We start from the raw sequence: 22402 nt of genomic DNA on the forward strand, positions 1-22402 counted from the left end.
GTATGAGAATCAAAATGAAACGAGTTCTATTGGTCGAAGATAACCGTGAAATTGCAGGTGTCTTGTTTGATTATTTTGAGTGTATTGGCATGGAACTCGATTACGCGGACAACGGCGAGCTTGGCCTGCAACTCGCGTTGGATAATTCATTTGATATCATTATCTTAGATTTGATGTTGCCGCGAATGGATGGCCTAACGGTTTGTAATAAATTGCGAGATCAAGGCAACGCGACACCTATTCTCATGCTGACCGCACTGGATAGCCGCGAAGACATGTTGAAAGGCTTTGAGCATGGAGCTGATGACTACCTAACTAAGCCTTTTGATTTGGATATTCTAGAAGCAAGAATGAACGCGTTAGTTCGTCGTTACCGCGGAAAAGTCGCCTCTTCTAAACTTCAGTTCGATGAACTCACCATCGACCAAAAGACTCGTAAAGCTTACCGCCAAGATAAGTTACTTGCGCTAAACCCAACCACTTACACCATACTTGAGATGCTGTGCCAAAACGCACCTGAGGTAGTGACTCGTGAAGATATTTCCTACAAGTTATGGCAGGAAAACGAACCCAACAACGATGTGCTACGCAGTCACATCTATCAGCTGCGTAATCAACTCGACAAGCCTTTCGACACGCAAATGTTAATTACCGTACCTAAAGTTGGATTCCGCTTGGAGTCGTCGAATTGATCTTAAATGTTCTCACAAGCACCAAAACCTTAACCGGCCGCCTAGCGGTTTTTTTTGGGTTAATGGCGGTTATTGTCTCGGTCTTTACCTACATAGTGTTTATGTCTGCGCTTTATCTATCAGAAGATCGCGTGGGGGAAAGACGTATCTTGATTGATCGAAACTATGCGGTCGAGCAGTTTCAATCAGGAGAGAATGGCAAAATTCGTATCGATGGCCTTACCATGGCATACAATGACATTTCATTCATACCTGACGAATACCGGAAATACATTGAAGGTAAAGATAGCTTTGTTGGTGAAGTAGGAGAAGAGCCTGATTCACGAATGGTGTATGTAGGTGAGTATTCTGACGAAGGGGAAACCTATCCAATCATCCTTTTGTCTGAAGTTGACCGAGTCGAGTTTAGTCATAACGAACTGGTGTACGCAACAACATTCGTTTTAACACTACTTTCCATTTTAATTTTTAGCTTTGGAGCTTTGCTCTATCGATTATCGAAACGACTAATAGAGCCTTTTAACTTACTTTCCGAGCAACTCGAATCCAATAAGCTTAATCTCAACGAAGAATTTGGTGTGAGTGACGATGCAGCGGTGGAATTTCGCCAACTAACCGATCAGCTCAATCAACATCGTCGAGAAATCAATTCGTTACTCAAACGTGAACAGGCCTTTGCTCGATACTCAAGTCATGAATTAAGAACTCCTCTGACTGTCGCGCGCGGGGCGAATAAGCTGCTCCTTCGCAGCGAAACAACCGAGTTTCAATTTCGTCAGGTTGAACGTATAGATGACGCCATTGTTCAGATGTCAGAAATGGTCGATGCCCTGCTTGGTCTCGTTCGTTATGAAAGAGACATTGACGATGCACCGCTACGTTTGTTTAGCCAGCAAGAGCTAGAGACTATCATTGCTAAAAATTCGTTGCAGGCTGACGAGAAGGAAGTCGAGATAACCTTACAAGTTCAATCAGAAGCAACCGTTCAAGCCACCAGCGCGCTCATGAATATGTTGGTCGGAAACTTGCTGAGAAACGCGATTGCAGCCACTAATAGCGGTACAGTAACGATCACCCTTTCCCAAGACAGTCTTGTTATTGAAGACCAAGGCGAAGGCCTGCAGGAGCAATACAACCCGAATGGACACGGGCTGGGATTATTGATTGTCGATGACTTGTGTCAGCGTTTTGATTGGGACTTTAAATTGTTCAATCGAAGCTGTGGTGGATGCACCGCCAAGATCACCTTTCAAGCCGATTCATCTGTGCCAATATCGAACGAAAACTTGATTTAGTTGGTTTACAGCCGCCTCTGGCTACTAGATACTCGTCCGTCCTATTTGATTTAAAAATGCTGGCTCTTTAGTCAGCATTTTGTTTAAGTGCGATGAAACTAAATAATAGCCCTGTAACTCAGCATCAATTTAACGACCACACCTTTTTCTTAAAGCGTGACGATCAGCTTCACTCACACTTTTGCGGCAACAAAGCCCGAAAGTTCATGAAGCTGCTGGAAGACGAGCACCCAGAGACCACAACCTTGATCAGCTATGGTTCTGCGCAGGCTAACTCTCTTTTCTCACTCGCGGCACTAGCAAAGATAAAAGGGTGGACGCTTGAGTTCTACGTCGACCACCTGCCTCAGTGGCTAATAGAACGCCCAATAGGTAATTACCGTGGTGCTGTAGACCTTGGCGCTAAGGTAATTTCAGTCAAAGAAACAGGCTCCGAACTTCATCCACAAGCGTATATTGAGCAAGTGAGACAACCTGACTTCAACTGCATTGTATTACCAGAAGGAGGACGCTCTCAGCTTGCTGAGTATGGTGTAAAACAACTGGCGATGGAAATACTGAGCTGGACTCGCTTCGAAAACCAACACGATTTTGTGGTCGCACTCCCTGCAGGGACAGGCAGCACTGCGCTGTACCTTCATAAGCATTTAAAGCTGCACAACATCCCAGTGTTAACCTGTGCTTGTGTTGGTGGCAGCAACTATTTAACACAGCAATTTAATGAGCTTGGTGAAACCGATCATCCACAGATCTTATCGCTTGAAACCAAACACCACTTTGGAAAATTGTATCAGCAGGATTATCAAACTTGGTTGGATCTACAAGAGCAAACCGACATCGAGTTTGACCTGCTTTACGATCCATTGATGTGGCAATGCTTAGAACAATGGCAAAAAGATAACCCAACTAAAACCATCATTTACATTCACCAAGGTGGCATCTTAGGTAACGAATCGATGTTGCCACGCTACCAGCGAAAATATCCAGACATGTGCCGAATTACGACTAACGCTTCCTGGTAATTGCTCGTCTTACTTCTAAATTCAAGCTAATTGAGTTTCCGTTTCTGAAACACCTTCAAACAGCCATCACACTACATACGTGATGGCTGTTTAACGCAATTCCCTTTCATCTTTCACTCTACTCTTGCACTTCAAATTAGAAACAGAAATCTGGCGAGAATCATCGCGTTATCTATACTTTCGATTGGAACGTCATTGTCACCTGAAGGAATAACGCATGAGAAAACTCACTACACTCGGCCTGTTTTCAATTTTACTACCCTTTTCAGCAATTTCTGGAGAAAACGTCACTTACCAAGTTGACGGTATGAACTACGAAGGGTATTGGAGTGAAGCCAGCGACCAAGCGCCTTTGGTGCTACTCATACACGATTGGGATGGCTTAACCGATTACGAAAAGAAACGTTCTGAGATGCTCAACGAACTCGGTTACAACGTGTTCGCCATCGATCTATTTGGTAAAGACATTCGCCCGACGGAAGTGAAAGATAAAAAGCAACACACTGGCGAATTGTACAAAGACAGACAGAGAATGCGTGCGCTACTTAATGCAGGAGCCATGGAAGCTAAAAGACTTGGCGGCAACTTAGATAACAACGTGATGATGGGGTACTGCTTTGGCGGGGCCGCTGTGTTAGAAGCCGCTCGCGCGGGGATTCCTTCGAAGGCTTACGTTACTTTCCATGGCGGCTTATCAACACCAGAAGGCCAAGACTACTCGCAGACTAAGGCTCCGGTTTTCGTGTTCCACGGCACAGCTGATGCCATGATTTCAATGCAAGACTTTGGCAACCTTGCCGCTCAACTTGAAACAACCAAGGTTCCGCATGAAATGATCACCTACAGTGGCGCTCCGCATGCCTTTACCGTGTTCGGTTCCAATAATTACCAAAATGAAGCTGATCAAAAATCCTGGGATAGATTTACCCATGTGCTAGAAACCACTACCCGATAAGCGGCAACGCCACAACAAAATCAGCCCATGCTCAATGATAAACATGGGCTGACTCGTATAACTAAGTACTTTGATGAACTACATGTAGCGATGGATACTCAAGTCATCTGATTTAATGTCACTATCAGAGCCACTGACCACACTCGCTAACAGCTTTCCTGAACCACATGCCATCGTCCAGCCCAATGTCCCGTGCCCCGTATTGGTGAATAGGTTCTTAATCGGAGTTTTACCGATGATAGGAGTGCCGTCTGGCGTCATCGGCCTTAAACCTGTCCAGTATTCAGCCTTAGAGAAGTCCCCCGCTTGTGGGAATAGATCTTTTATCACCATATCAATCGTGGCTTTGCGTTTTTCTGGAATCAAGTAATTAAACCCAGCAAGTTCTGCGGTACCAGCAATACGAATACGGTCATCAAAGCGGGTCATCGCCACCTTATAGGTTTCATCCATAACAGTCGAAGTTGGTGACTTATCTGCATTCACGATCGGTAGTGTTAATGAATAGCCTTTCACTGGATAAACAGGAATCGACAAATCGACTTGCTTCAATAGTTCTCGAGAATAGCTTCCTGAAGCAACCACGTAAGCATCCGCTTTGAACTCGCCTTGAGTCGTTGTAATACTCTCAATGGTTTGATTCTGATGATTGAGCTTGACCACTTCGGTATCAAACACAAACTGAACTCCGATTTGCTTGGCTTTCTCAGTCAAGGCTAAACAAAACTGATGGCAATCCCCAGTTTCATCATGAGGTAAATACAAACCGCCAACGAGCCTATCTTTAACGTCCGCCAAACCCGGTTCCACTGAAAGGCACTGTTCGACTCCAAACAGCGAGTGCTCAATACCACTTTCATGTAGGAGCTTCATATCTTGCTGAATCGCGTCCAGTTGCTTCTCGCTTCTGAATACTTGTAAGGTTCCCTTTTGTCGGCCTTCATAAGCCAGATCTTCGCTGGTCCTTAGATCAGTCAAACAATCTCGGCTATAATTTGCGACTCGTAACATACGCGATTTGTTCTGTGCATATTTAGCTTCGTTACAGTTGGCGAGCATCTTCGTCGCCCAAGAAACTAACTCTGGAGAAAGTGACGGCTTCACTTTTAGAGGCGCATGTTCTTGGGTAAGCCATTTCATCGCTTTCAATGGAATACCAGGCGCTGCCCATGGTGAAGAATAACCGTAAGAAATTTGCCCGGCATTCGCAAAGCTGGTTTCCTTACCACTGCTATCTTGACGATCAATAACCGTGACCGAGTGACCTTCTTTTGCCAAGTACCATGCGCTGGTCAATCCTATAACACCGCTGCCAATTACAATTACTTCCATTCTCTTCCCCTAATACCTACCCAGCAAAAGCTCAATCGGCCAAACACTGTTTTTAATTCAAATATTATTTTCGTTAATAATTTGTAACTTATTCGGCAGGCGTTGATTTAACAATAGAGGTTCCGTTGATAAAAAGTCAATTCAACTTAGAAACGAATTTGGAAGTTGGGAACTGTGATATTAGCGGTATTTAGAAGCTTGGGAGGAGTCGTTACATAAATCTATGATGCCTAAATATTGTAGGCATCATGACTCAAGAACGTTGCATTTTCGAGCAAAAAACCTAACAATGTTTCGGCTTGAAGCGTAAGTGCTCGGCCTTTTAAAGATTGAACCTTAACGGTTGCTTTCGAAAGCATTTCTAGCTCAGTCGCGACCACTTCAATTTGACCTGATTTGATTTCATCAAGCACGGTAAGCTTTGGCATAAACGTGACGCCTAACCCTGCTGACACAAAGTTAGTGAGTGCCGTTACCGAGTTAGTTTGAAGCTTTGGTTGTAAAGTAAGATGAGATACCTGCTCAGCGTGTTTTACCAGCCTTCCCATTCCTGTCGAGTTATCGATTAGCGCGACAGAAACATCTTTAATATCCTGCAGTGTTATAGGAGCTTCTTTACTGGTAAGGAAATGCCCTTTAGGTACGATGAGTTCCAGTGGGTGGCTACGCTCGACATGCGAATGCAACTTAGGGTGTGGAGCAGAAGCATAAGTGATTGCAAAATCTATCTGTTGATCTTCAAGCATTTTGACGGCATCAAGAGCTCCCGCAATCTCAATAGAAAGGTTGATATCGGGATAACGAGTCATGAAGGTTTGCATGGGTTTAGCCACCAAGTTGGTAATAAAGCCTTCACCAATAGCAATACTGACGTTACCCCCTTGGAGGTTTTTAAGCTTAGTCAGCCGAGCTAACACTGCCGCTTCTCCGCGAACGACAGAACGATAATAATTCAATAGTTCATTACCCGCCTCAGTTAACAGTGAGTGGCGGTTATTTCGCTCCCAAACTTTCATTTCAGCCTGAGCTTCTAGTTGCGTTAGCATCCTACTCATCGCCGCTGGGTCGACGTTCATCATTTTGGATGCGTTACGTAGTGATCCATATTTGGATAACGCATTTAAATATTCAAGCGCACGGATATTAAAGTGATGCATTCAACTACCTTGTAATTCGATTAACCCTAAACCAAGCGTCTCATAAGTTTGGCATTCAAATATATCCCAATTTATCGAGATCTCGTTTGCGCTTACTAACTTGTGCACCGAGTCACTTCAGACGAAATGTTGAAGGTATTGTAAGTTGAGAATTATAGAGGCTCTAGAACGAGAAAACCCCAGCATTTCTGCTAGGGTTTTGAATAGTGGTGGAAGGATGGGGATTTGAACCCCAGATACGCTATAAACGTATACTCGCTTTCCAGGCGAGCGCCTTAAGCCACTCAGCCATCCTTCCACAAATTTTGTGTTAAGCTTGTCACTCAACGAGGCGCTACTTTATTGATTCTGCTTGCTTTGGTCAAGGGGCATTATCAAAAAAAGTGCCTTTTTCAGTTTGTTCGATTACAAATTAACTCATTAGATCAAAAACAAACCAAGTATCGCTTATTTCACTTTATTTACGCTTGTTGGTAATAGCCTGGAACTCTAAACCATTTACGGCACATATCTAAGAAATAACCATAAAGTACGCCCATACCACATGAAATAACCGCGTTGCTAGTAACCGCGGTGACAATCTGGTCAGTTGAAGCGCCTACTGCTAGTAAAATCCCAGCATACACTGGCGATTGGAATAACACGTAAGCCATAAGATCGGCCAAGTTCTTCATCAATGAACTTTCTGAAAGTTTTGCACCATTACGTAAGAACCAATCACGAAATACACCATAAGGCCAAGCAATAGCAATGTTTACCGGAATAGATAACGTTCTTGAAGCAAGAGACTGCTCAAACGTCATGCCGGAAATAAACACTTCTACGATCATGCCAGAGATAAAACAGAAAACTACCATAGCAAATGTATCCGCAGCTGCATTACGAATACAAAATGGACCACGAGACTTCATTAGAGACAACCCTGAAATATATCACTGCTTGATCAGTGATTTAGTGACACATAAACAAGGCACATTCGCACCCAGCCAGTTAATATCACTATTAAAACACAACGTTAGCAGTTATACATTCCAAATTACAAATCAAGTGGTAAATTAACAACCAAAAACCACTTAAAAAGCAGTCACTTTGACCAAAAAACCACATGGATGTTAAAAATTACGCAATTTGACGTTCACTTCCTGTAATTAAACAACACCTAAGCCATAGGTAGATTTACAGTAATGATATCAATAACATCTTGCGCGGGACGCGTTCCCGAGAAGACGTACTCTAGAGCCTTATCAATTTGAGATATAAGTTCTGTATTGTTCATAGGTTTAGCGTGAACACGCAGATTCTCTAGCGCAAATTGAATCTGCTCTAAATTGTTGTCTTCTAACGCCACGTACAGTGTCACTAGCAACTCTTCGATGTTGCCTTTGCTTCGTAACTCAGGCTTAGGCAGTGACTCATTTTTACTTTTCCAATCGTGATCTTTTACTTCTTGAATTTCCGGAGCACAAACTTCTGCTTCATGGAATTGATAAAGCTTATTCGAATAACGAAATAACGCATCGTCGAGCTCCCGTTCGTCAATTGGTTTAGCTATAATGTAATCCACACCAGCACCGATCATACGTTCTCGAGTCTCTTTGAAGACATCTGCGGTACAACCAAATATTAAGACAGATGAAACATCACCAATTAGAGCGCGAATAGCCGTTGTTGATTCCACTCCATCCATCACTGGCATGTGGTTATCCATCAACACTAAATCAAAGTGCTCTGTAACGACAGCTTGTAGCGCAAGTTCGCCGTTTTCAACGTTCTTACAGGTAAATCCTTTACTGGTCATAAAGGTTTCAATGATGACGGTGTTGGTCCTGTTATCCTCAACAATCAACACTTTCAAGCCAGAGTAATCCAATTTTTTATGAGGTAGGCTTTCTATCTCACCAGGTTGGCAAGGCTTAATCTTTAAGCGAACATCAAAGCTAGTGCCAATCCCCTCTTCACTGGTAACCGTGATACTGCCGCCCATAAATTGGGCAATTTCCTTCACAATCGCTAAGCCTAGGCCTGTACCACCAAAACGTCTTGTAGTCGTAGATTCTGCTTGCTCGAAAGGTTTGAAGATGCGTTTTTGCGCTTCTTTAGATATGCCTATTCCGGTGTCACGAACTCGAATACTAAGGAAAACATCATTTCCTTCGATAATTTCTTTCAGGTACACCTCAACAAAGCCTCTTGAAGTGAACTTCACGGCGTTGTTCAGTAGATTAAACAAGATTTGGCGCAGTCGAGCTTTGTCCGAGAAGTACCAACGGCCAGAAGGCACCTCAGAGTACACTTTGAATTGAAGTCCTTTTTCGGAAGACAATGTGTAGTAGACACTGTTAATACTTCCGATGATCGAATCGAGTGGGAAACGGGTTTCATCTAGATCTAACCTGCCCTGCTCGATCTTTGAAAAATCCAATATCTCATTAAGCAAAGTCATCATATGATCCCCAGACTCATACAAACTTTTAAGATGCTTCTCTTGCTCTCTGTTTAAAGGGGTTCTTAGCAGAATTTGGGCGGTTCCTAAAACGCCATTCATTGGAGTTCGGATTTCATGGGATAAGGTCGCAAGGAACGCTGTTTTCGCATTGGTTGAGGCCTGAGCCTTAACCTTTTCCGCTTCGAGGTAAATGGTCTTTTCGTTAAAGGTTTTAATCAAGTGGCCAATTTCATCATCACTTGAATACTCAACATCGATGATCTCACCCGCTTTTGAAGCGTCGATCTTAACTGCTATATTGGTAATTGGACTAATCAAGTAGCGGTTCAACAAGTAATAACCCGCCATGACACACACGAGCAATAGCGGAACAATACCGCCCTCAATATGCATCACCAGACGAAACACCTCGTCTGCCACCAATAGTTTTGAGTTAACCACTGCGACTTGCCAATCAAAGTCACCAAATTGGTTATTACTAATGTAGACTCCCTCGACAAGATTGAAGTTATGAGAAACCAGAACTTGGTTGAGATTATCTCTTATAGTGATACCAAGGTTATATTCCTCCGCGTGGGTTTTAATGAAACCCAATAACTCTTCCAGAGAGAGATCCACTGTCGCAATACCGGCAAAGGTGCCATCGTAATAATAAGGGGAAGACGCCGTAATCATTCGAACGTGTGTGTACGGGTCGACATACACATCGCTCCATACGGTGCTTCCTTGCGGCTCATCAACAACAGAAGTGTACCAATATTCTTGATGGTAAGGCGCGTTCTTAGGATTGTTATAAGAAAACAGTTGATCAATCTTGCCATCATCGGCTTTGTTGAAAAAGTAGCTGTTCAGGCGTTTATTCGGATCAAGTGCGTAAGGTTCTGGCCAAATGCCCGCGCTAACGATCGTATCGTCGCTCGCCGCCAAAATTGACTTTAATACCGAAGCAACCTCTGAACCTTTTCGTTGTTTCTGAGCGAAACCGACTAGGCTATCGACAACACCTTTAGAGCTACTGAGTGGCTCTGTAATCAATGCGGATAACAACTCAGCACGTAGGTCTAGGTTTTGTTCTAATTCGGCACGTACAGGAGTCTCTACGACGTGGTACGTCACGCTACCGACAATGGCAATGAACATGCCCAAGTATAACCCGAGCGCTACCATACTGTTTTTCTTAAGAGACGACCGTATCTGCATAATTTTTTTGTTATTTTCGTTTTTGTTAAACCTAGTGTTTATCATCAAGGACATCAAGCCTTTTTAGATTGAAGCTTGATTGGCGCAAGTTCATTGGTACTATAAGCGCAAATATGTTCCCTTTTACGGTACCTCACTTTGACTTTACAAGATATTCTTGCGCTTCCAGAGTTGGAAGGAAAGCTAATCACAGAACACAAAACCATAGGATTTGTCACTGCAATGGCAGCGGCACCTAACGTATTACCTCCTCATGAATGGCTTCCGTTCCTTTGGGGTGGTGAAGAAGTCGCTCCTTTTACTGATGGTGAGCAACTTGAAAGCTACATTGAAATTATCATCGCGCTTTGGAACGAAACCCGCCCAGAACTGATTGAAGGCACTTGGGTTTGGCCTGAAACTTGTCAATTGGATGATGAAGAAGTCGTCAACACAGCTGCTCGCGATTTTTGTGAAGGCTTACTTCAAGGTTGGCAGATTGCCCGTGATGATTGGGAAACATTGATGCCAGAAGACAGCGAAGACAATGCGCTGGTTGGCGGTGTGCTGCTTTCACTAAGCATGCTTTACGATCCAGAAACCTCAATCGCGACACTTGCAGAGCAAGGCATTGAAGGTTTAGAGCAGTTCGAAGAGATCTTTAATTCGGTTCCTGTGATGCTGTGCGGTCTAACGCAACGTGGCATTGCATTAGCTGAAGCTCAATAACCTAGAGAATATTAATAAGCTCTGAAAAAATAAGCTTAACTCTCTCGACCAAACAATAACAAAAGGCCTCACTTCACAATGAGGCCTTTTTTAGTTCTGAAGGTATATCAATCGTTTAAAAGCCTTTCCAATCGAAGTGATCAATTCGTTCATCTGCAATATAGAACAACTTAGTCCCGCTGTTGACCACTTGGTCTAGCTCAGGGTTAAGCTCAATACCACTGCCCGTATCAATCGCAATCAACGTGGCTTGATACTTCTCTTTGAACACCGAAAAAATTGGCGCAACCGTTACAGGCTCAGCCCCCTCAGGGTAATAAGTTGAATATTGTGTCATCCCCCTTGTCGTACTCAATAGCTCTTGGTGAAGCGCACTCGACCCCGGATCTACCGCAGCCTTGGCCAGCATTTCTGCCCCCACCGCCGGAATACATTCTGAGTTAGGGCAATGCTGATGCAACAAATCACTCAATGCTTCATCTTTAAAGTACACCAGAAGGTGCGCCTTAGGATTTCGGTTCGCGCAGTAAAGCGCCGCAGATAAAGTTATATCGTCTTCAGGATTATCAATGAGAATACAACTGGCCGACTCAATGCCCGTTTTCTCCATCTCTTTGCCATCGGTGTAGCTGTTTACTTTAACGAAATTTATTTCACCGGGTAACGGGTTCTCGATATCTGAACGCGTACATAACACGATTGGTCGTTTACCCGTTTCTTCGTGCTGTAACATACGAATGAGGTGAATGGTTCTTTGCTCATTCCATCCAAGCATCAAAATGTGGTTGTCCACTCTAACTCTCCTTTTTCCTAACAAACCCGCTCGCCAATATTCAACACCTTCTGTCGCGACCTTACCGAGTAATGCCGCGAAAAGACTAAGCCCTCCCGGAATCACGAACAGTATAACGATCCATCGTCCTGCATCTGTCGTTGGTGATAAATCACCGTAACCCACCGTCGACGCAGTCACGACTAGATAGTAAGCGAATGTGGTAAACGAACTGGTTAGGTCCGATTCACCCGCTAGATACAACGTCGACCACGACAAAAATACGTAACCAAGAAAGGTAAACAGCAAGTTTTTTCCGTTCAAAACAAAGATATTTGCTTTGACCCAGCGTTTGAGTTGTAACCAGATTATCATTCGAGCCTCAAATCTTTTTCTCTTACTTACATGCTAGAAAAAATACGCGATATCAACAAGATGTACCATAAGAAAAAGATACATGGCCACAAGATTGATACTCGCAACCTATCTTTAGGTACAAAAAAACCAGCACTACAAGCTGGTTTTCTATTCATAATAACAGCCCAATAATGAAATTAAGCGTTGCCTTTCACTTGCACATTAAGCTGTTCAGCAAAATCTAACATGCGGTTCAATGGAATAAGAGACTTAACGCGTAATTCGTCAGAAACGAAAATTTCGTGTTGCTCGCCGCCATTTTCAAGCGCGTTTTCAATCGCTTCAAGGCCATTCATTGCCATCCAAGGGCAGTGTGCGCAGCTACGACACGTTGCACCAGCCCCGGCTGTAGGCGCTTCAATTAGCTCTTTTTCAGGAACCAATTGTTGCATCTTGAAGAAGATACCTTTGTCTGTCGCAACAATCATCTGTGGATGAGGAAGCTCTTTTGCTTTCTTAATCAGTTGGCTTGTTGAACCTACCGCATCAGCCAATTCGACGACGCTTGCTGGCGATTCTGGGTGAACCAAAATAGCCGCTTCTGGGTATACAGACTTCATTTTCTTCAAAGCATCAGCTGAGAACTCATCATGAACGATGCACTCGCCTTGCCAAAGCAACATGTCAGCGCCAGTTTGATTTGCAATGTAAGAACCTAGGTGACGGTCTGGCCCCCAAATGATTGGTTTGCCTTCAGCGTCTAGGCTTTCAACGATTTCTAAAGCGATGCTCGACGTAACTACCCAGTCTGCACGAGCTTTAACAGCTGCAGAGGTGTTCGCGTATACAACCACGGTGTGGTCAGGGTGAGCATCACAAAATTCTGTAAATTTGTCAGCCGGACAGCCAAGATCAAGTGAACATTCAGCTTCAAGTGTTGGCATTAGAATGCGTTTTTCAGGAGTAAGAATCTTTGCAGACTCACCCATGAAACGAACACCAGCGATGATCAGAGTGCTTGCTGAGTGACGGTTACCGAACTTAGCCATTTCTAATGAATCGCCAACGAAACCACCAGTTTCTTCTGCCAGAGCCTGAATTTCAGGATCGGTGTAGTAGTGTGCAATTAGAACTGCATCTTTTTCTTGAAGTAGTTTTTTGATGTTTACGATGTGGGCCTGTTTCTGAGCGTCGCTCAATGGAACTGGCTTAGGCGGAAACGGGTAAACTGTATCGATTTTATCTAGTATATGACTCATTGCTCTTGCTCTACGCAACTTCTTCCGAGAATCCGAGTATTCTACACAGGACAGCGATTGGGATCAAAAAGGATTGGTTGCAAGCGGTGGCTAGCTAATGCTTAAAACGCATAAACAAGGCGTGGCGTTGGCATCACTAACAAGATGAGTAAACACTAAACGGAAATGAACAAGTATAAAAAAGAGGCGCCTAAGCACCCCTATTTTGTTTATAAGTGGGTTTTAGCCACGTTTGCCGAAGCGCTGTTTGGGTATTCTGTGACGACTTGTTGGTAATATTTCTTAGCTTGCGTCGCGTTGTTGTTGCGCGCAGCTATATCACCAAGCTTAACCAGTGCATCTGCTCGCTTGTTTGAGTCTTTATAAGACACAACAGCAGCGAAACTCTTCACCGCTTCTTTATCTTGCTTCTTAGCGAAATAAAGCTGACCTAACCAGTAATGTGAGTTAGGTGTGAAGGTAGAATCTGGGAAGTCTTTTTGAAACTTTTGGAATGCTGCGATAGCACCCGTGTAGTCTCGTTGCTTTAGAATCATATCTACAGCATTTTGATAAGCAGTTTGCTCATCTACATCAGTACTGAACGTACCAGAAGCGTCTTTAGAGCCTTCGCTCGCCGCCACTGCTACCGTTGCAGTACCTGCAGCTTTCACCTCGCCTCTTACACGATCCAGCTCGATGAACAGTTCACGCTGACGCTCTAGCATTTGCTTCATATCGTAGCTGTTTCGCTCCAGCGCACCTCGAAGTTCACTGATCTCCAGTGACATATCATCGATTTGCTGCTGCATTTGAAGCTGAACTAGGTTGCGATTTTGAAGCAGGCGCTCTAAACGCTCAATATCTGATTCGTTAGATACAGCCCCTGATCGAGAGGAAGATGATGAATTGGTTGCGGTGCTATTGAGATCGGATACTGGAGCTGGTGCAGCGAACACGGTGTTCGCTGCACTTGCCAGTAACGAAAGCAAAATGACTCGCTTTGTGTTACTGAACATGAGGCAATTCCTCAATTATATAGTCTACTAAAATTAGTAAACTAGTACTGCGCGACGGTTTTTAGCGTACACATCTTCAGATTGACCTAGAAGAAGTGGCTTCTCTTCACCGTAGCTTACGATAGAAATTTGGTCTGCTTGAACACCTAGCGCTTGTAGGTATTTAGCTACAGCTTGTGCACGACGCTCGCCAAGTGCGATGTTGTACTCAGGAGTACCACGCTCATCAGCGTGACCTTCGATAGTAACGTTCATGTCAACGTTCTTACTCAGGTAAGCTGCGTGAGCTGCTAGTATTGCTTCGTAGTCGCTAGCGATAGTTGAGTTATCGAATGCGAAGTAGATTGTTTGAGTTTCACGTAGCGCTTGCTCTTTAAGCTCTTGCTCAGACAGTTGACCGTTAGCGTCAATTGGCGTTACAACCGTTGTATCTACGTTGCTTTCTGAACCTGAAGTTGTTTGGTTGCTTTCAGTACCAGATGTTGCAGATGTCGCTTCATCCGTTGAACTACATGCCGTCACTGCCATTACTGGTAGTGCAATCATCAAGCCTTTAAGAACTTTATTAAGTTGCATCTTATTTTCCTTACGTTATCAAACTTAGTTTCTACAGCGACTAAGTGCTATAGATAGTTAAATGCCACAATAGTTAACACTATCAATAGCTAATAGAATGTATCACTTTAGCTAGAGAAACGGTGACCATGCAGGTGCTCTTACACGTCCGTTGGTTGCCGGTAATCTCGCTTTAAAACGCCCATCAATAGAAACCATCGAGAGTACGTTTGTCTTGTTGTAAATAGAGCTATAGATAACCATACCTCCATTCGGTGCAATACTTGGTGATTCATCTAACAATGTTTTTGTTAGTATCTGAACCGCACCAGTTTCCAAATCCTGTTTAGCCAAGTTAAAGCCTGAGTTGCTTCGATTTACCATGATTAGGAATCGTCCATCAGGAGTGATCTGACCACCTAAGTTTTGGCTACCTTGCCAAGTAATACGAGATGTCGAATTATTTGACAAATTTACATTATAAATCTGTGGTTTACCACCACGATCCGATGTGAAAATAAGAGACTTTCCATCTGGATGCCAGAATGGTTCAGTATTATTCGAACGGCCTCGGGTAACTTGAGTCAGCTTACGGCTAGCAAGGTCAAGTGTGTACACCTGAAGGCTGCCTGTTTTCGACAATACCAATGCTAATGTCTTACCATCTGGCGAGAATCTTGGCGCGCCATTATGACGAGGATATGAAGTCACCTTCTCACGCTCACCTGTATAAATATTCATAATGAATATTTCAGCTTGGCCATTTTGGAAACTCACATAAGCAAGCTTCTTACCATCTGGAGACCATGATGGCGACATAAGAGGCTGTTTAGATCGAAGTACCAAACGCTCATTGAAGCCGTCATAGTCCGCCACACGAAGCTGATATGGGTACTTATCTTTATCGTTCACTACCACATAAGAGACACGTGTTAAGAACGCGCCTCTTTCACCAGTTAACTCTTCATAAACTAAATCAGAAATACGATGCGCATACTCTCTCAAGCGTTTACCAGACACCGTTGCCTTTTTATTAAACAGCACATGGTCTTTCGAAAGCACTAATTGACCTTCATCACTTAACGCTCGGCTTTGTCCTTTAGTCAATTGACCACGAACAATGTCGACCAGTTGGTAGTTCACCACATACTGCCCTTCGACATTTTTAGTGATACTACCCGTCAGCAATGAATCAACACCTAGATTGGTCCAAGCATCAAAATTCACCTCGGTTTCACTGTAAGGCGTTTGAGGCATTTTGCTTGTCGGAACGGGGCTAAATTTACCACTGCGCTGTAAGTCAGAAGCAATAACTGCTGATACATCATGTGGCAACGGTTCAGTTCCTTCCCAACGAAAAGGGACAATAGCGATAGGTCGTGCAGAGTTAATACCGTCTGTAATAACCAGCTCCAGCGCCGCATGTACAAACTGGCTGCTTGTCGCTATTACAAAAACACAACTCAGTAATAGTTTTTTTAACACAAGTTCGTCCTTCTACTCTGGTGATACAGTTAAGTTAATATCTTTCAGTGATGTCACAATGTCTGGGTCTTTAGGCAATGGGTACGATTGCACTTGTGCCACCGCACGCTTCGTTGCTGCGCACAAACGACTGTCACCATCCAAAATACTCAAGCTCCCCAAAATAGCATTAGAGCCCGTTGGAATAAGCTTAAGGTTAACTCGGCACGATCGCCCTCTATAGCTGTCCTCTAGCAAAAGGTTCTGCTGAATCAGTTGGGTATAGATAGCACCGTAACGCTGAGCTTCATCACTAATAAATTGTTGTCTTGCTGAAGAGTTCTGCGTCGCCTCTGTTTCAAGCCCTTCAAAGATGTCATTCAATGCTGCTTCTTGCTGCTTACGCTCTTTTTCAGCTCTTGCTGCCGCTTCCTTCTCCTTACGGGCTTTCTCTGCTGCCGCTGCTGCCTCTTTCTCTTTGGCTATGCGTTGCTTTTCAGCACGTTCAGCGGCTTCTTTTTCTTTACGAGCTTTTTCAGCAGCCTCTTGCGCGGCTTTTTCTTTTGCCACGCGTTCCTGTTCAGCTTTTGCGATTGCTGCTTCTTTAGCTTTACGCTCATTTTCAGCTTTCACCAACGCCGCTTCTTTCAGCTTACGGTCAGCTTCTGCTTTAGCAGCTTTCTTTTTTTCTTGCTGTAAACGTGCTTCTTCGACTTTACGTTGTTTTTCTTTTTCAACTCGACGCTTTTCAGCTTCACGAGTTGCTTTTGCTTCTTTAGCTTGCTGTTCTTTTAGCTTACGAATGTTTTCTTCTTCAGCTTTTCGATTCTTTTCAAGTCTTTCGCTTTCACGTCTGAGTTTATCTAAACGCTCTTGCTCCTTCTTACTCGCCGCTTCTCGCTGTTGACGAATTTGTTGAGCTTGCTGGCGAACCAACTGAGGATCAATCACCACAGCCTGAACCATCTGGCCAGTTGGCTTAGGTTCTGACATCGTGAAGTCCGCTCCCCAAATGAGCGCAACAAATAAAATGACGTGCAGCCCAAGTGAAATAAGAAGCGGTGTTCTAAAATTATTGGATTTCTTATTAGTCGCTTTCATGAATGCTACGGAGCTATTCCCTTATATCCGTTAAAAGGCCAACCTTTGGCACACCTGCACGGCTTAATTCATCAAGTAATAAAACCACTTCAGCGTAAGGCGTTGCGGCATCACCACCAACCGCCACTGGAGAGTTTGGCTTCAAAGACAACTCAGCTTTCACTCGGACGATAATATCTTCCAATGATAAACCACGCTGTACTTCTTCGTTATTGACACTTAAACCAAGCTCACCGTCTTTGTTCACTTCAACAATAATAAAACTCGCGTTATCGTCACCCAGCAGATCTTGTGCAGACTTAGCGGTTGAAGCCTGAGGCAGCTCAACGTCGACACCTTGAGTTACAAACGGTGAAGTCACCATAAAAATGATCAGCAAAACAAGCATAACGTCAATGTAAGGTACAACGTTAATCTCTGCGGTCATTTTGCGTTTTTTAGGTTGGTATCCAGCCATCTATTATTCCCTGCCAGCCATCGCTTGACGGTGAAGAATACTGTGAAACTCTTCAGAGAAAGTCGCGTAGTTGTGTTCTAGCTTACCTACTCGGCTGCTGAAGCGGTTGTACGCCATTACTGCAGGAATTGCGGCGAACAGACCCATTGCCGTTGCAATAAGTGCTTCTGCAATACCAGGAGCAACCATAGCGAGTGTCGCTTGTTTCACTTCGCCCAATGCGATGAATGAGTGCATAATGCCCCAAACCGTACCAAATAGGCCTATATAAGGACTGATAGAACCGACTGTCGCTAAGAAAGGTAAGTTAGTCTCTAGCTCGTCTACTTCACGGGCTACTGCAACGCGCATTGCACGCCCAGTGCCTTCCATAATAAAGTCAGGAGAAGTAGCGTTGGATTTGCGAAGGCGAGCAAACTCGGTGAAGCCTTCGTAAAAAATCTCTTCAGTGCCAGAAAGCTCATCTTTGCGCTTATTGCTTTCCTGATACAACTTAGCTAGGTCAACACCAGACCAAAATTTATCTTCAAACACTTCAGTTTGTTTAGAAGCTTGCGATAACACTTTACTTCTTTTTATGATCATTGCCCAAGAAACAACAGACATGCCCATTAGGATTAGCATGACCATTTTAACTAGAAAGCTAGCTTCTAAAATTAGGCCTAATATTGAGATTTCAGCAGTCACTATTCGTTAGCTCCGTAAGAATAAATGTTGGCATTGCCTTGGGTTTCATTTTTTGATTGTCTATACATGCTACCTTAACCAGTGCTTTACACAATGCTTTGCCATCAGGATTTACGATCTCTTGACAGAAGACCAAGGTAGCTCGCTTCAATTCGTAAATATTAGTAATAACTTGTAAAGAATCATCAAGGCGTGCACCTTGAATAAAATCTATCTCCATATGTCGGACGACAAAACCTATGCTTTGTTCTAACAATACTTGCTGAGAGACACCAATTGAGCGCAACATCTCGGTTCGAGCGCGTTCAAAAAACTTGAGATAATTAGAATGGTACACCACGCCACCCGCATCGGTGTCTTCGTAATATACGGTTACTGGCCACTTAAACGGCTTAGATAGTCCTTGCAAATTGATACCACAACCCAAAAACGATAAAGATATTACTATAACCTAACTCATTTTCATTAATAGTATATGGCCGTGAATTTTTGATTTAACAGACGAAAAAAGAGGCCACCTGTATAAGATGACCTCTTTTTGACTAAAAACCCAACAAGTATAAAAGTTCGCTTTGATATGAACCTAAACTATTACCTTTCAGGTAAAGCGTAGCACCGTTAGGTAGATCAAAATGGTGAGTGAAACGTATGGGCTAAACAACAGCTGCCAAACCCAAGCTCTTGGCTTAAACCCGATACCGAAAACCATGCTTGAGCACACAGCCCAGATAAACATTGGCCCAATGATCGCGTTAAAACCCCCGATACTTGTCGCATACGCTTCAGGATCCCACATCACTAAACCCACATGCATGAAACCCAATATCAGGGATAAAACTCTTAACAGAGTCTTATCCATTGGTTGATGCAGTTTAGCGATTTTTTCCGCGAGATTACTCACTGTCCTTGTCCATCATTTCTGAATGCTCAAGCCAAAGAGCATTAATGATGCCGAATGCACATGCTAGAAGTACACCCAAAATCCATGCGAAATACCACATAAAATTTCTCCTAAGTTATTTCACTTCTAGCTTAGTAAGCTGAAACGTCGTTATCTTCGATGTGTTTCTTATCCAGACGACCGAACATTTTGTAGTATGTCCAAGTTGTGTAGCCAAGAATCACAGGAACCATTACCGCAGCAACCATTGTCATCAAACCTAGTGTTAGTTCACTCGCTGTTGAATCCCACATAGTCAAACTATGGTTAGGGTTCAAACTTGATGGCATAACGAATGGGAACATTGCAAAACCAGCCGTTAAGATAACACCTGCGTTAGACAGGCTCGAAAACAAGAATGCGAAACCACCACGCTCAAAGCGAGATGCAATCACAGCTAATAGAGGCATTGTGACACCAAGAATTGGCGCTGCCCACATTGCAGGATACGTTTCGAAGTTTGTCATCCAAGCACCAACTTGAAGTGATACCTCTTTGTTTAATGGGTTCGAATCTGCAAAGGTGTCAATCGTGCTTGTGATTACATAACCTTCAATAGACTGAACCCAGAAACCACCAATAACGAACAGAGCAATAGCAACAAGGCCTGAAATCTGAGCTACACGACGAGCACGGTTATGTAATTCCTCTGTTGTCTTCATTTGAAGCCATGTTGCCCCTTGCATAACGAACAACATTAGAGCTAACACACCACAAAGCAATGCAAAAGGGTTTAGCAAGGCAAAGAATGTGCCATGGTACTTAGACATCATTAAGTCATTCAGGTCGAATGGTACACCTTGTAGTAGGTTACCAAATGCCACACCGAAAATGATTGGCGGCACTGTGCCACTGCAGCAAAGTGCGTAGTCCCAAGCTTTACGCCATTTTGGATTTTCAATCTTAGAACGGTAATCAAGAGCAAGTGGACGTAGCCAAAGCGCGGCTAACGTCGCGTACATTGCAAAATAGAAACCGGAGAAAGACGTCGCATAAACCAGAGGCCATGCAGCAAACAATGCGCCACCCGCCGTGATTAACCAAACTTGGTTACCATCCCAGTGCGGTGCAATAGTGTTAATCATGACACGACGTTCTGTGTCACTCTTACCGATAACAGGAGAAAGAGCTGCAACACCCATATCAAAGCCATCAGTTACGGCGAAACCAACCAGTAGAACACCGATCAGTACCCACCAAATAAGTCGTAAGCTTTCGTAATCAAACATAATATTCCCTCACTTATACTTCGACTGAACGGCTAACTTTGTCTTCAACAGAGTTATCGTTTTGTTCGAAGTGATAACGGCCTGTCTTTAGACTACTTGGACCTTTACGCGCGAATTTCAGCATTAGGTAAACTTCTGCAATCAAGAACACGGTGTACAGTGCAAGAATTGCGAATAGAGAACTCCAAAGCTGTTCAATAGTTAATGCTGATGCAGCAACGTTAACTGGTAGAATTTCACCAACCGCCCACGGTTGACGACCAAACTCAGCAACGAACCAACCAGCTTCAATCGCAATCCAAGGCAGTGGAATTGAGAATAATGCAGCTCTAAGAATCCATGGTTTTTGTTCGATTTTCTGACGGCATGTTTGAACAAACGCAGCACCGAATACAAACAGCATAATGAAGCCACAAGCAACCATTAGACGGAATGACCAGAATAGAGGCCAAACCGTTGGGATTGAATCATCCGCAGCCATTTGGATTTGCTCTTCTGTTGCATCAACAACGTCGTCTGTGTAGCGCTTAAGAAGCAAGCCGTAACCTAAATCACCTTTTACTTCATCGAAAGCCGCCATATTTTCTTCAGACTTGTCGCCTGCACGTAGCTTTTCAAGCAAATCGTACGCATACATACCCGTGCGGATACGATCAACGTGGTCATCACGTAAGTCACGCAGACCCGTTACTTCCTTATCAAGAGAACGTGTTGCGATAATACCCATTACGTAAGGAATTTTAATTGCGTAGTCAGTATTCATTGTTTCTTGATTTGGAATACCAAAAACAGTAAATGCGGCTGGTGCTTCTTCCGTATGCCACTCTGCTTCAACAGCAGCTAACTTCACTTTTTGAACTTCACCAAGCTCGTAACCAGATTCATCACCTAGTACGATTACTGATAAAATCGCTGCCATACCAAATGATGCTGCAATCGCAAAAGAACGACGTGCAAAGGCAAGATCACGACCTTTAAGAATGTAGTATGAGCTGATACCAAGGATGAACATAGCACCCGTTGTGTAACCAGACGCTACTGTGTGTACGAATTTAACCTGCGCTACTGGGTTTAGTACAACTTCTGCGAAGCTCACCATTTCCATACGCATCGTTTCAAAGTTAAATTCCGCACCCACTGGGTTTTGCATCCAGCCGTTTGCTACTAATATCCAAAGCGCAGAAAAGTTAGAACCAAGAGCGACTAACCACGTTACCGCTAAGTGTTGACGCTTCGACAATCTGTCCCAACCGAAGAAGAAAAGACCAACAAAAGTAGACTCTAGGAAGAATGCAACAAGCGCTTCAATAGCCAACGGAGCACCAAAGATGTCGCCAACATAGTGAGAATAGTATGACCAGTTAGTACCAAACTGGAACTCCATGGTTAAGCCTGTCGCTACACCAAGAGCAAAGTTAATACCAAACAATTTACCCCAGAACTTAGTCATGTCCTTGTAAATTTGCTTGCCAGTCATTACATAAACTGACTCCATAATGGCAAGTAAAAACGCCATCCCTAAAGTCAGTGGAACAAATAGGAAGTGATACATCGCTGTAAATGCAAACTGCAATCGCGACAGATCAACAACATCAATCATGGTAACTCCTTTGTGTCGGCTGAATGACACTTTTGTGAATATTCACCTCAAAAATCCATGTTAAAACAATTTATGCAATTGTTATTACAAGTTGAAATTTGTAGCAAAAACGTACCGTTATAGTTAGATTATTGTTAAGCATGAGCTAATATAGCTGGCGCTAATATTACTGGTAA

General features: G+C 43.6%; 22 protein-coding genes and 1 tRNA gene. 5 read left to right on the top strand and 18 right to left on the bottom strand.

Features of this window, described 5'->3' with window-relative positions; genetic code table 11:
- Positions 1 to 14 precede the first annotated feature (14 nt).
- The 4 genes from OCV24_RS08870 (at position 15) to OCV24_RS08885 (ending at position 3964) form a co-directional block, all read left to right on the top strand.
- On the top strand, positions 15 to 692 hold the full coding sequence (locus OCV24_RS08870; protein WP_150877884.1) for a response regulator transcription factor: 678 nt from the start codon (positions 15 to 17) through the stop codon (positions 690 to 692).
- On the top strand, positions 689 to 1987 hold the full coding sequence (locus tag OCV24_RS08875; RefSeq protein ID WP_150877882.1) for a sensor histidine kinase: 1299 nt from the start codon (positions 689 to 691) through the stop codon (positions 1985 to 1987). Before OCV24_RS08870 ends, OCV24_RS08875 begins: the two co-directional genes overlap by 4 nt.
- Before the next feature lie 92 nt (positions 1988 to 2079).
- Positions 2080 to 3009: a pyridoxal-phosphate dependent enzyme gene (locus OCV24_RS08880; protein ID WP_150877880.1), complete on the top strand. Its 930-nt coding sequence runs from the start codon at positions 2080 to 2082 to the stop codon at positions 3007 to 3009.
- 217 nt (positions 3010 to 3226) lie between these two features.
- A complete protein-coding gene (locus tag OCV24_RS08885; RefSeq protein WP_150877878.1) occupies positions 3227 to 3964 on the top strand; it encodes a dienelactone hydrolase family protein in 738 nt (245 codons plus the stop codon).
- Positions 3965 to 4042: 78 nt separating this feature from the next.
- Here OCV24_RS08885 and OCV24_RS08890 read toward each other — a convergent pair whose 3' ends face one another.
- The 5 genes from OCV24_RS08890 to OCV24_RS08910 all read right to left on the bottom strand — a co-directional run bounded on the left by OCV24_RS08890 (position 4043) and on the right by OCV24_RS08910 (position 10099).
- Positions 4043 to 5296, bottom strand: coding sequence for a D-amino acid dehydrogenase (locus OCV24_RS08890; protein ID WP_046222776.1), 1254 nt, complete (start codon positions 5294 to 5296; stop codon positions 4043 to 4045).
- A gap of 230 nt (positions 5297 to 5526) precedes the next feature.
- Positions 5527 to 6453: a LysR family transcriptional regulator gene (locus tag OCV24_RS08895; RefSeq protein WP_150877876.1), complete on the bottom strand. Its 927-nt coding sequence runs from the start codon at positions 6451 to 6453 to the stop codon at positions 5527 to 5529.
- A gap of 207 nt (positions 6454 to 6660) precedes the next feature.
- Positions 6661 to 6751: transfer RNA gene (locus OCV24_RS08900), tRNA-Ser, on the bottom strand.
- A gap of 163 nt (positions 6752 to 6914) precedes the next feature.
- On the bottom strand, positions 6915 to 7364 hold the full coding sequence (locus OCV24_RS08905) for an L-alanine exporter AlaE (RefSeq protein WP_017055077.1): 450 nt from the start codon (positions 7362 to 7364) through the stop codon (positions 6915 to 6917).
- Positions 7365 to 7612: 248 nt separating this feature from the next.
- The gene (locus tag OCV24_RS08910; protein ID WP_449364102.1) at positions 7613 to 10099 is read right to left on the bottom strand and encodes an ATP-binding protein; all 2487 of its coding nucleotides are present in this window, start codon (positions 10097 to 10099) and stop codon (positions 7613 to 7615) included.
- Between the two features lie 138 nt (positions 10100 to 10237).
- Between OCV24_RS08910 and OCV24_RS08915 the strand changes: the two genes are divergently transcribed.
- Complete coding sequence (locus OCV24_RS08915; protein WP_150877872.1) at positions 10238 to 10807, top strand: UPF0149 family protein; 570 nt, start codon at positions 10238 to 10240, stop codon at positions 10805 to 10807.
- Between the two features lie 115 nt (positions 10808 to 10922).
- Here the strand turns inward: OCV24_RS08915 and OCV24_RS08920 are convergent, their stop codons facing one another.
- The 13 genes from OCV24_RS08920 to cydA form a co-directional block, all read right to left on the bottom strand.
- Positions 10923 to 11954, bottom strand: a complete 1032-nt coding sequence (locus OCV24_RS08920; protein ID WP_017055074.1) for a potassium channel protein — start codon at positions 11952 to 11954, stop codon at positions 10923 to 10925.
- Positions 11955 to 12133: 179 nt separating this feature from the next.
- Complete coding sequence (nadA, locus tag OCV24_RS08925) at positions 12134 to 13195, bottom strand: quinolinate synthase NadA (RefSeq protein WP_137033587.1); 1062 nt, start codon at positions 13193 to 13195, stop codon at positions 12134 to 12136.
- A gap of 209 nt (positions 13196 to 13404) precedes the next feature.
- On the bottom strand, positions 13405 to 14193 hold the full coding sequence (gene ybgF, locus OCV24_RS08930) for a tol-pal system protein YbgF (protein WP_017055072.1): 789 nt from the start codon (positions 14191 to 14193) through the stop codon (positions 13405 to 13407).
- Between the two features lie 33 nt (positions 14194 to 14226).
- Entirely contained in the window at positions 14227 to 14769 is a 543-nt protein-coding gene (gene pal, locus OCV24_RS08935; protein WP_017055071.1) for a peptidoglycan-associated lipoprotein Pal, read from the bottom strand.
- Between the two features lie 111 nt (positions 14770 to 14880).
- Positions 14881 to 16233 (bottom strand): Tol-Pal system beta propeller repeat protein TolB, encoded by a 1353-nt coding sequence (tolB, locus tag OCV24_RS08940; RefSeq protein ID WP_150877870.1) that lies wholly within the window; start codon positions 16231 to 16233, stop codon positions 14881 to 14883.
- 12 nt (positions 16234 to 16245) lie between these two features.
- Positions 16246 to 17313, bottom strand: coding sequence for a cell envelope integrity protein TolA (gene tolA / locus OCV24_RS08945; protein WP_150877868.1), 1068 nt, complete (start codon positions 17311 to 17313; stop codon positions 16246 to 16248).
- Positions 17314 to 17326: 13 nt separating this feature from the next.
- The gene (gene tolR / locus OCV24_RS08950; protein WP_017055068.1) at positions 17327 to 17770 is read right to left on the bottom strand and encodes a protein TolR; all 444 of its coding nucleotides are present in this window, start codon (positions 17768 to 17770) and stop codon (positions 17327 to 17329) included.
- Between the two features lie 3 nt (positions 17771 to 17773).
- The gene (gene tolQ / locus OCV24_RS08955; protein ID WP_017055067.1) at positions 17774 to 18457 is read right to left on the bottom strand and encodes a protein TolQ; all 684 of its coding nucleotides are present in this window, start codon (positions 18455 to 18457) and stop codon (positions 17774 to 17776) included.
- Positions 18447 to 18884 (bottom strand): tol-pal system-associated acyl-CoA thioesterase, encoded by a 438-nt coding sequence (ybgC, locus tag OCV24_RS08960; protein WP_017055066.1) that lies wholly within the window; start codon positions 18882 to 18884, stop codon positions 18447 to 18449. The genes tolQ and ybgC overlap by 11 nt, the downstream gene beginning before the upstream one ends.
- Positions 18885 to 19055: 171 nt before the next feature.
- Positions 19056 to 19358, bottom strand: a complete 303-nt coding sequence (gene ybgE, locus OCV24_RS08965) for a cyd operon protein YbgE (protein WP_046222762.1) — start codon at positions 19356 to 19358, stop codon at positions 19056 to 19058.
- Positions 19351 to 19458, bottom strand: coding sequence for a cytochrome bd-I oxidase subunit CydX (gene cydX / locus OCV24_RS08970; protein ID WP_000270284.1), 108 nt, complete (start codon positions 19456 to 19458; stop codon positions 19351 to 19353). Before cydX ends, ybgE begins: the two co-directional genes overlap by 8 nt.
- Before the next feature lie 31 nt (positions 19459 to 19489).
- On the bottom strand, positions 19490 to 20626 hold the full coding sequence (gene cydB, locus OCV24_RS08975; RefSeq protein WP_150877866.1) for a cytochrome d ubiquinol oxidase subunit II: 1137 nt from the start codon (positions 20624 to 20626) through the stop codon (positions 19490 to 19492).
- Positions 20627 to 20639: 13 nt separating this feature from the next.
- Complete coding sequence (gene cydA / locus OCV24_RS08980; protein ID WP_017055063.1) at positions 20640 to 22226, bottom strand: cytochrome ubiquinol oxidase subunit I; 1587 nt, start codon at positions 22224 to 22226, stop codon at positions 20640 to 20642.
- Positions 22227 to 22402 lie beyond the last annotated feature (176 nt).

Origin of the sequence: Vibrio kanaloae, from assembly GCF_024347535.1 — a bacterium.
Taxonomy (GTDB): Bacteria; Pseudomonadota; Gammaproteobacteria; order Enterobacterales; family Vibrionaceae; genus Vibrio; species Vibrio kanaloae.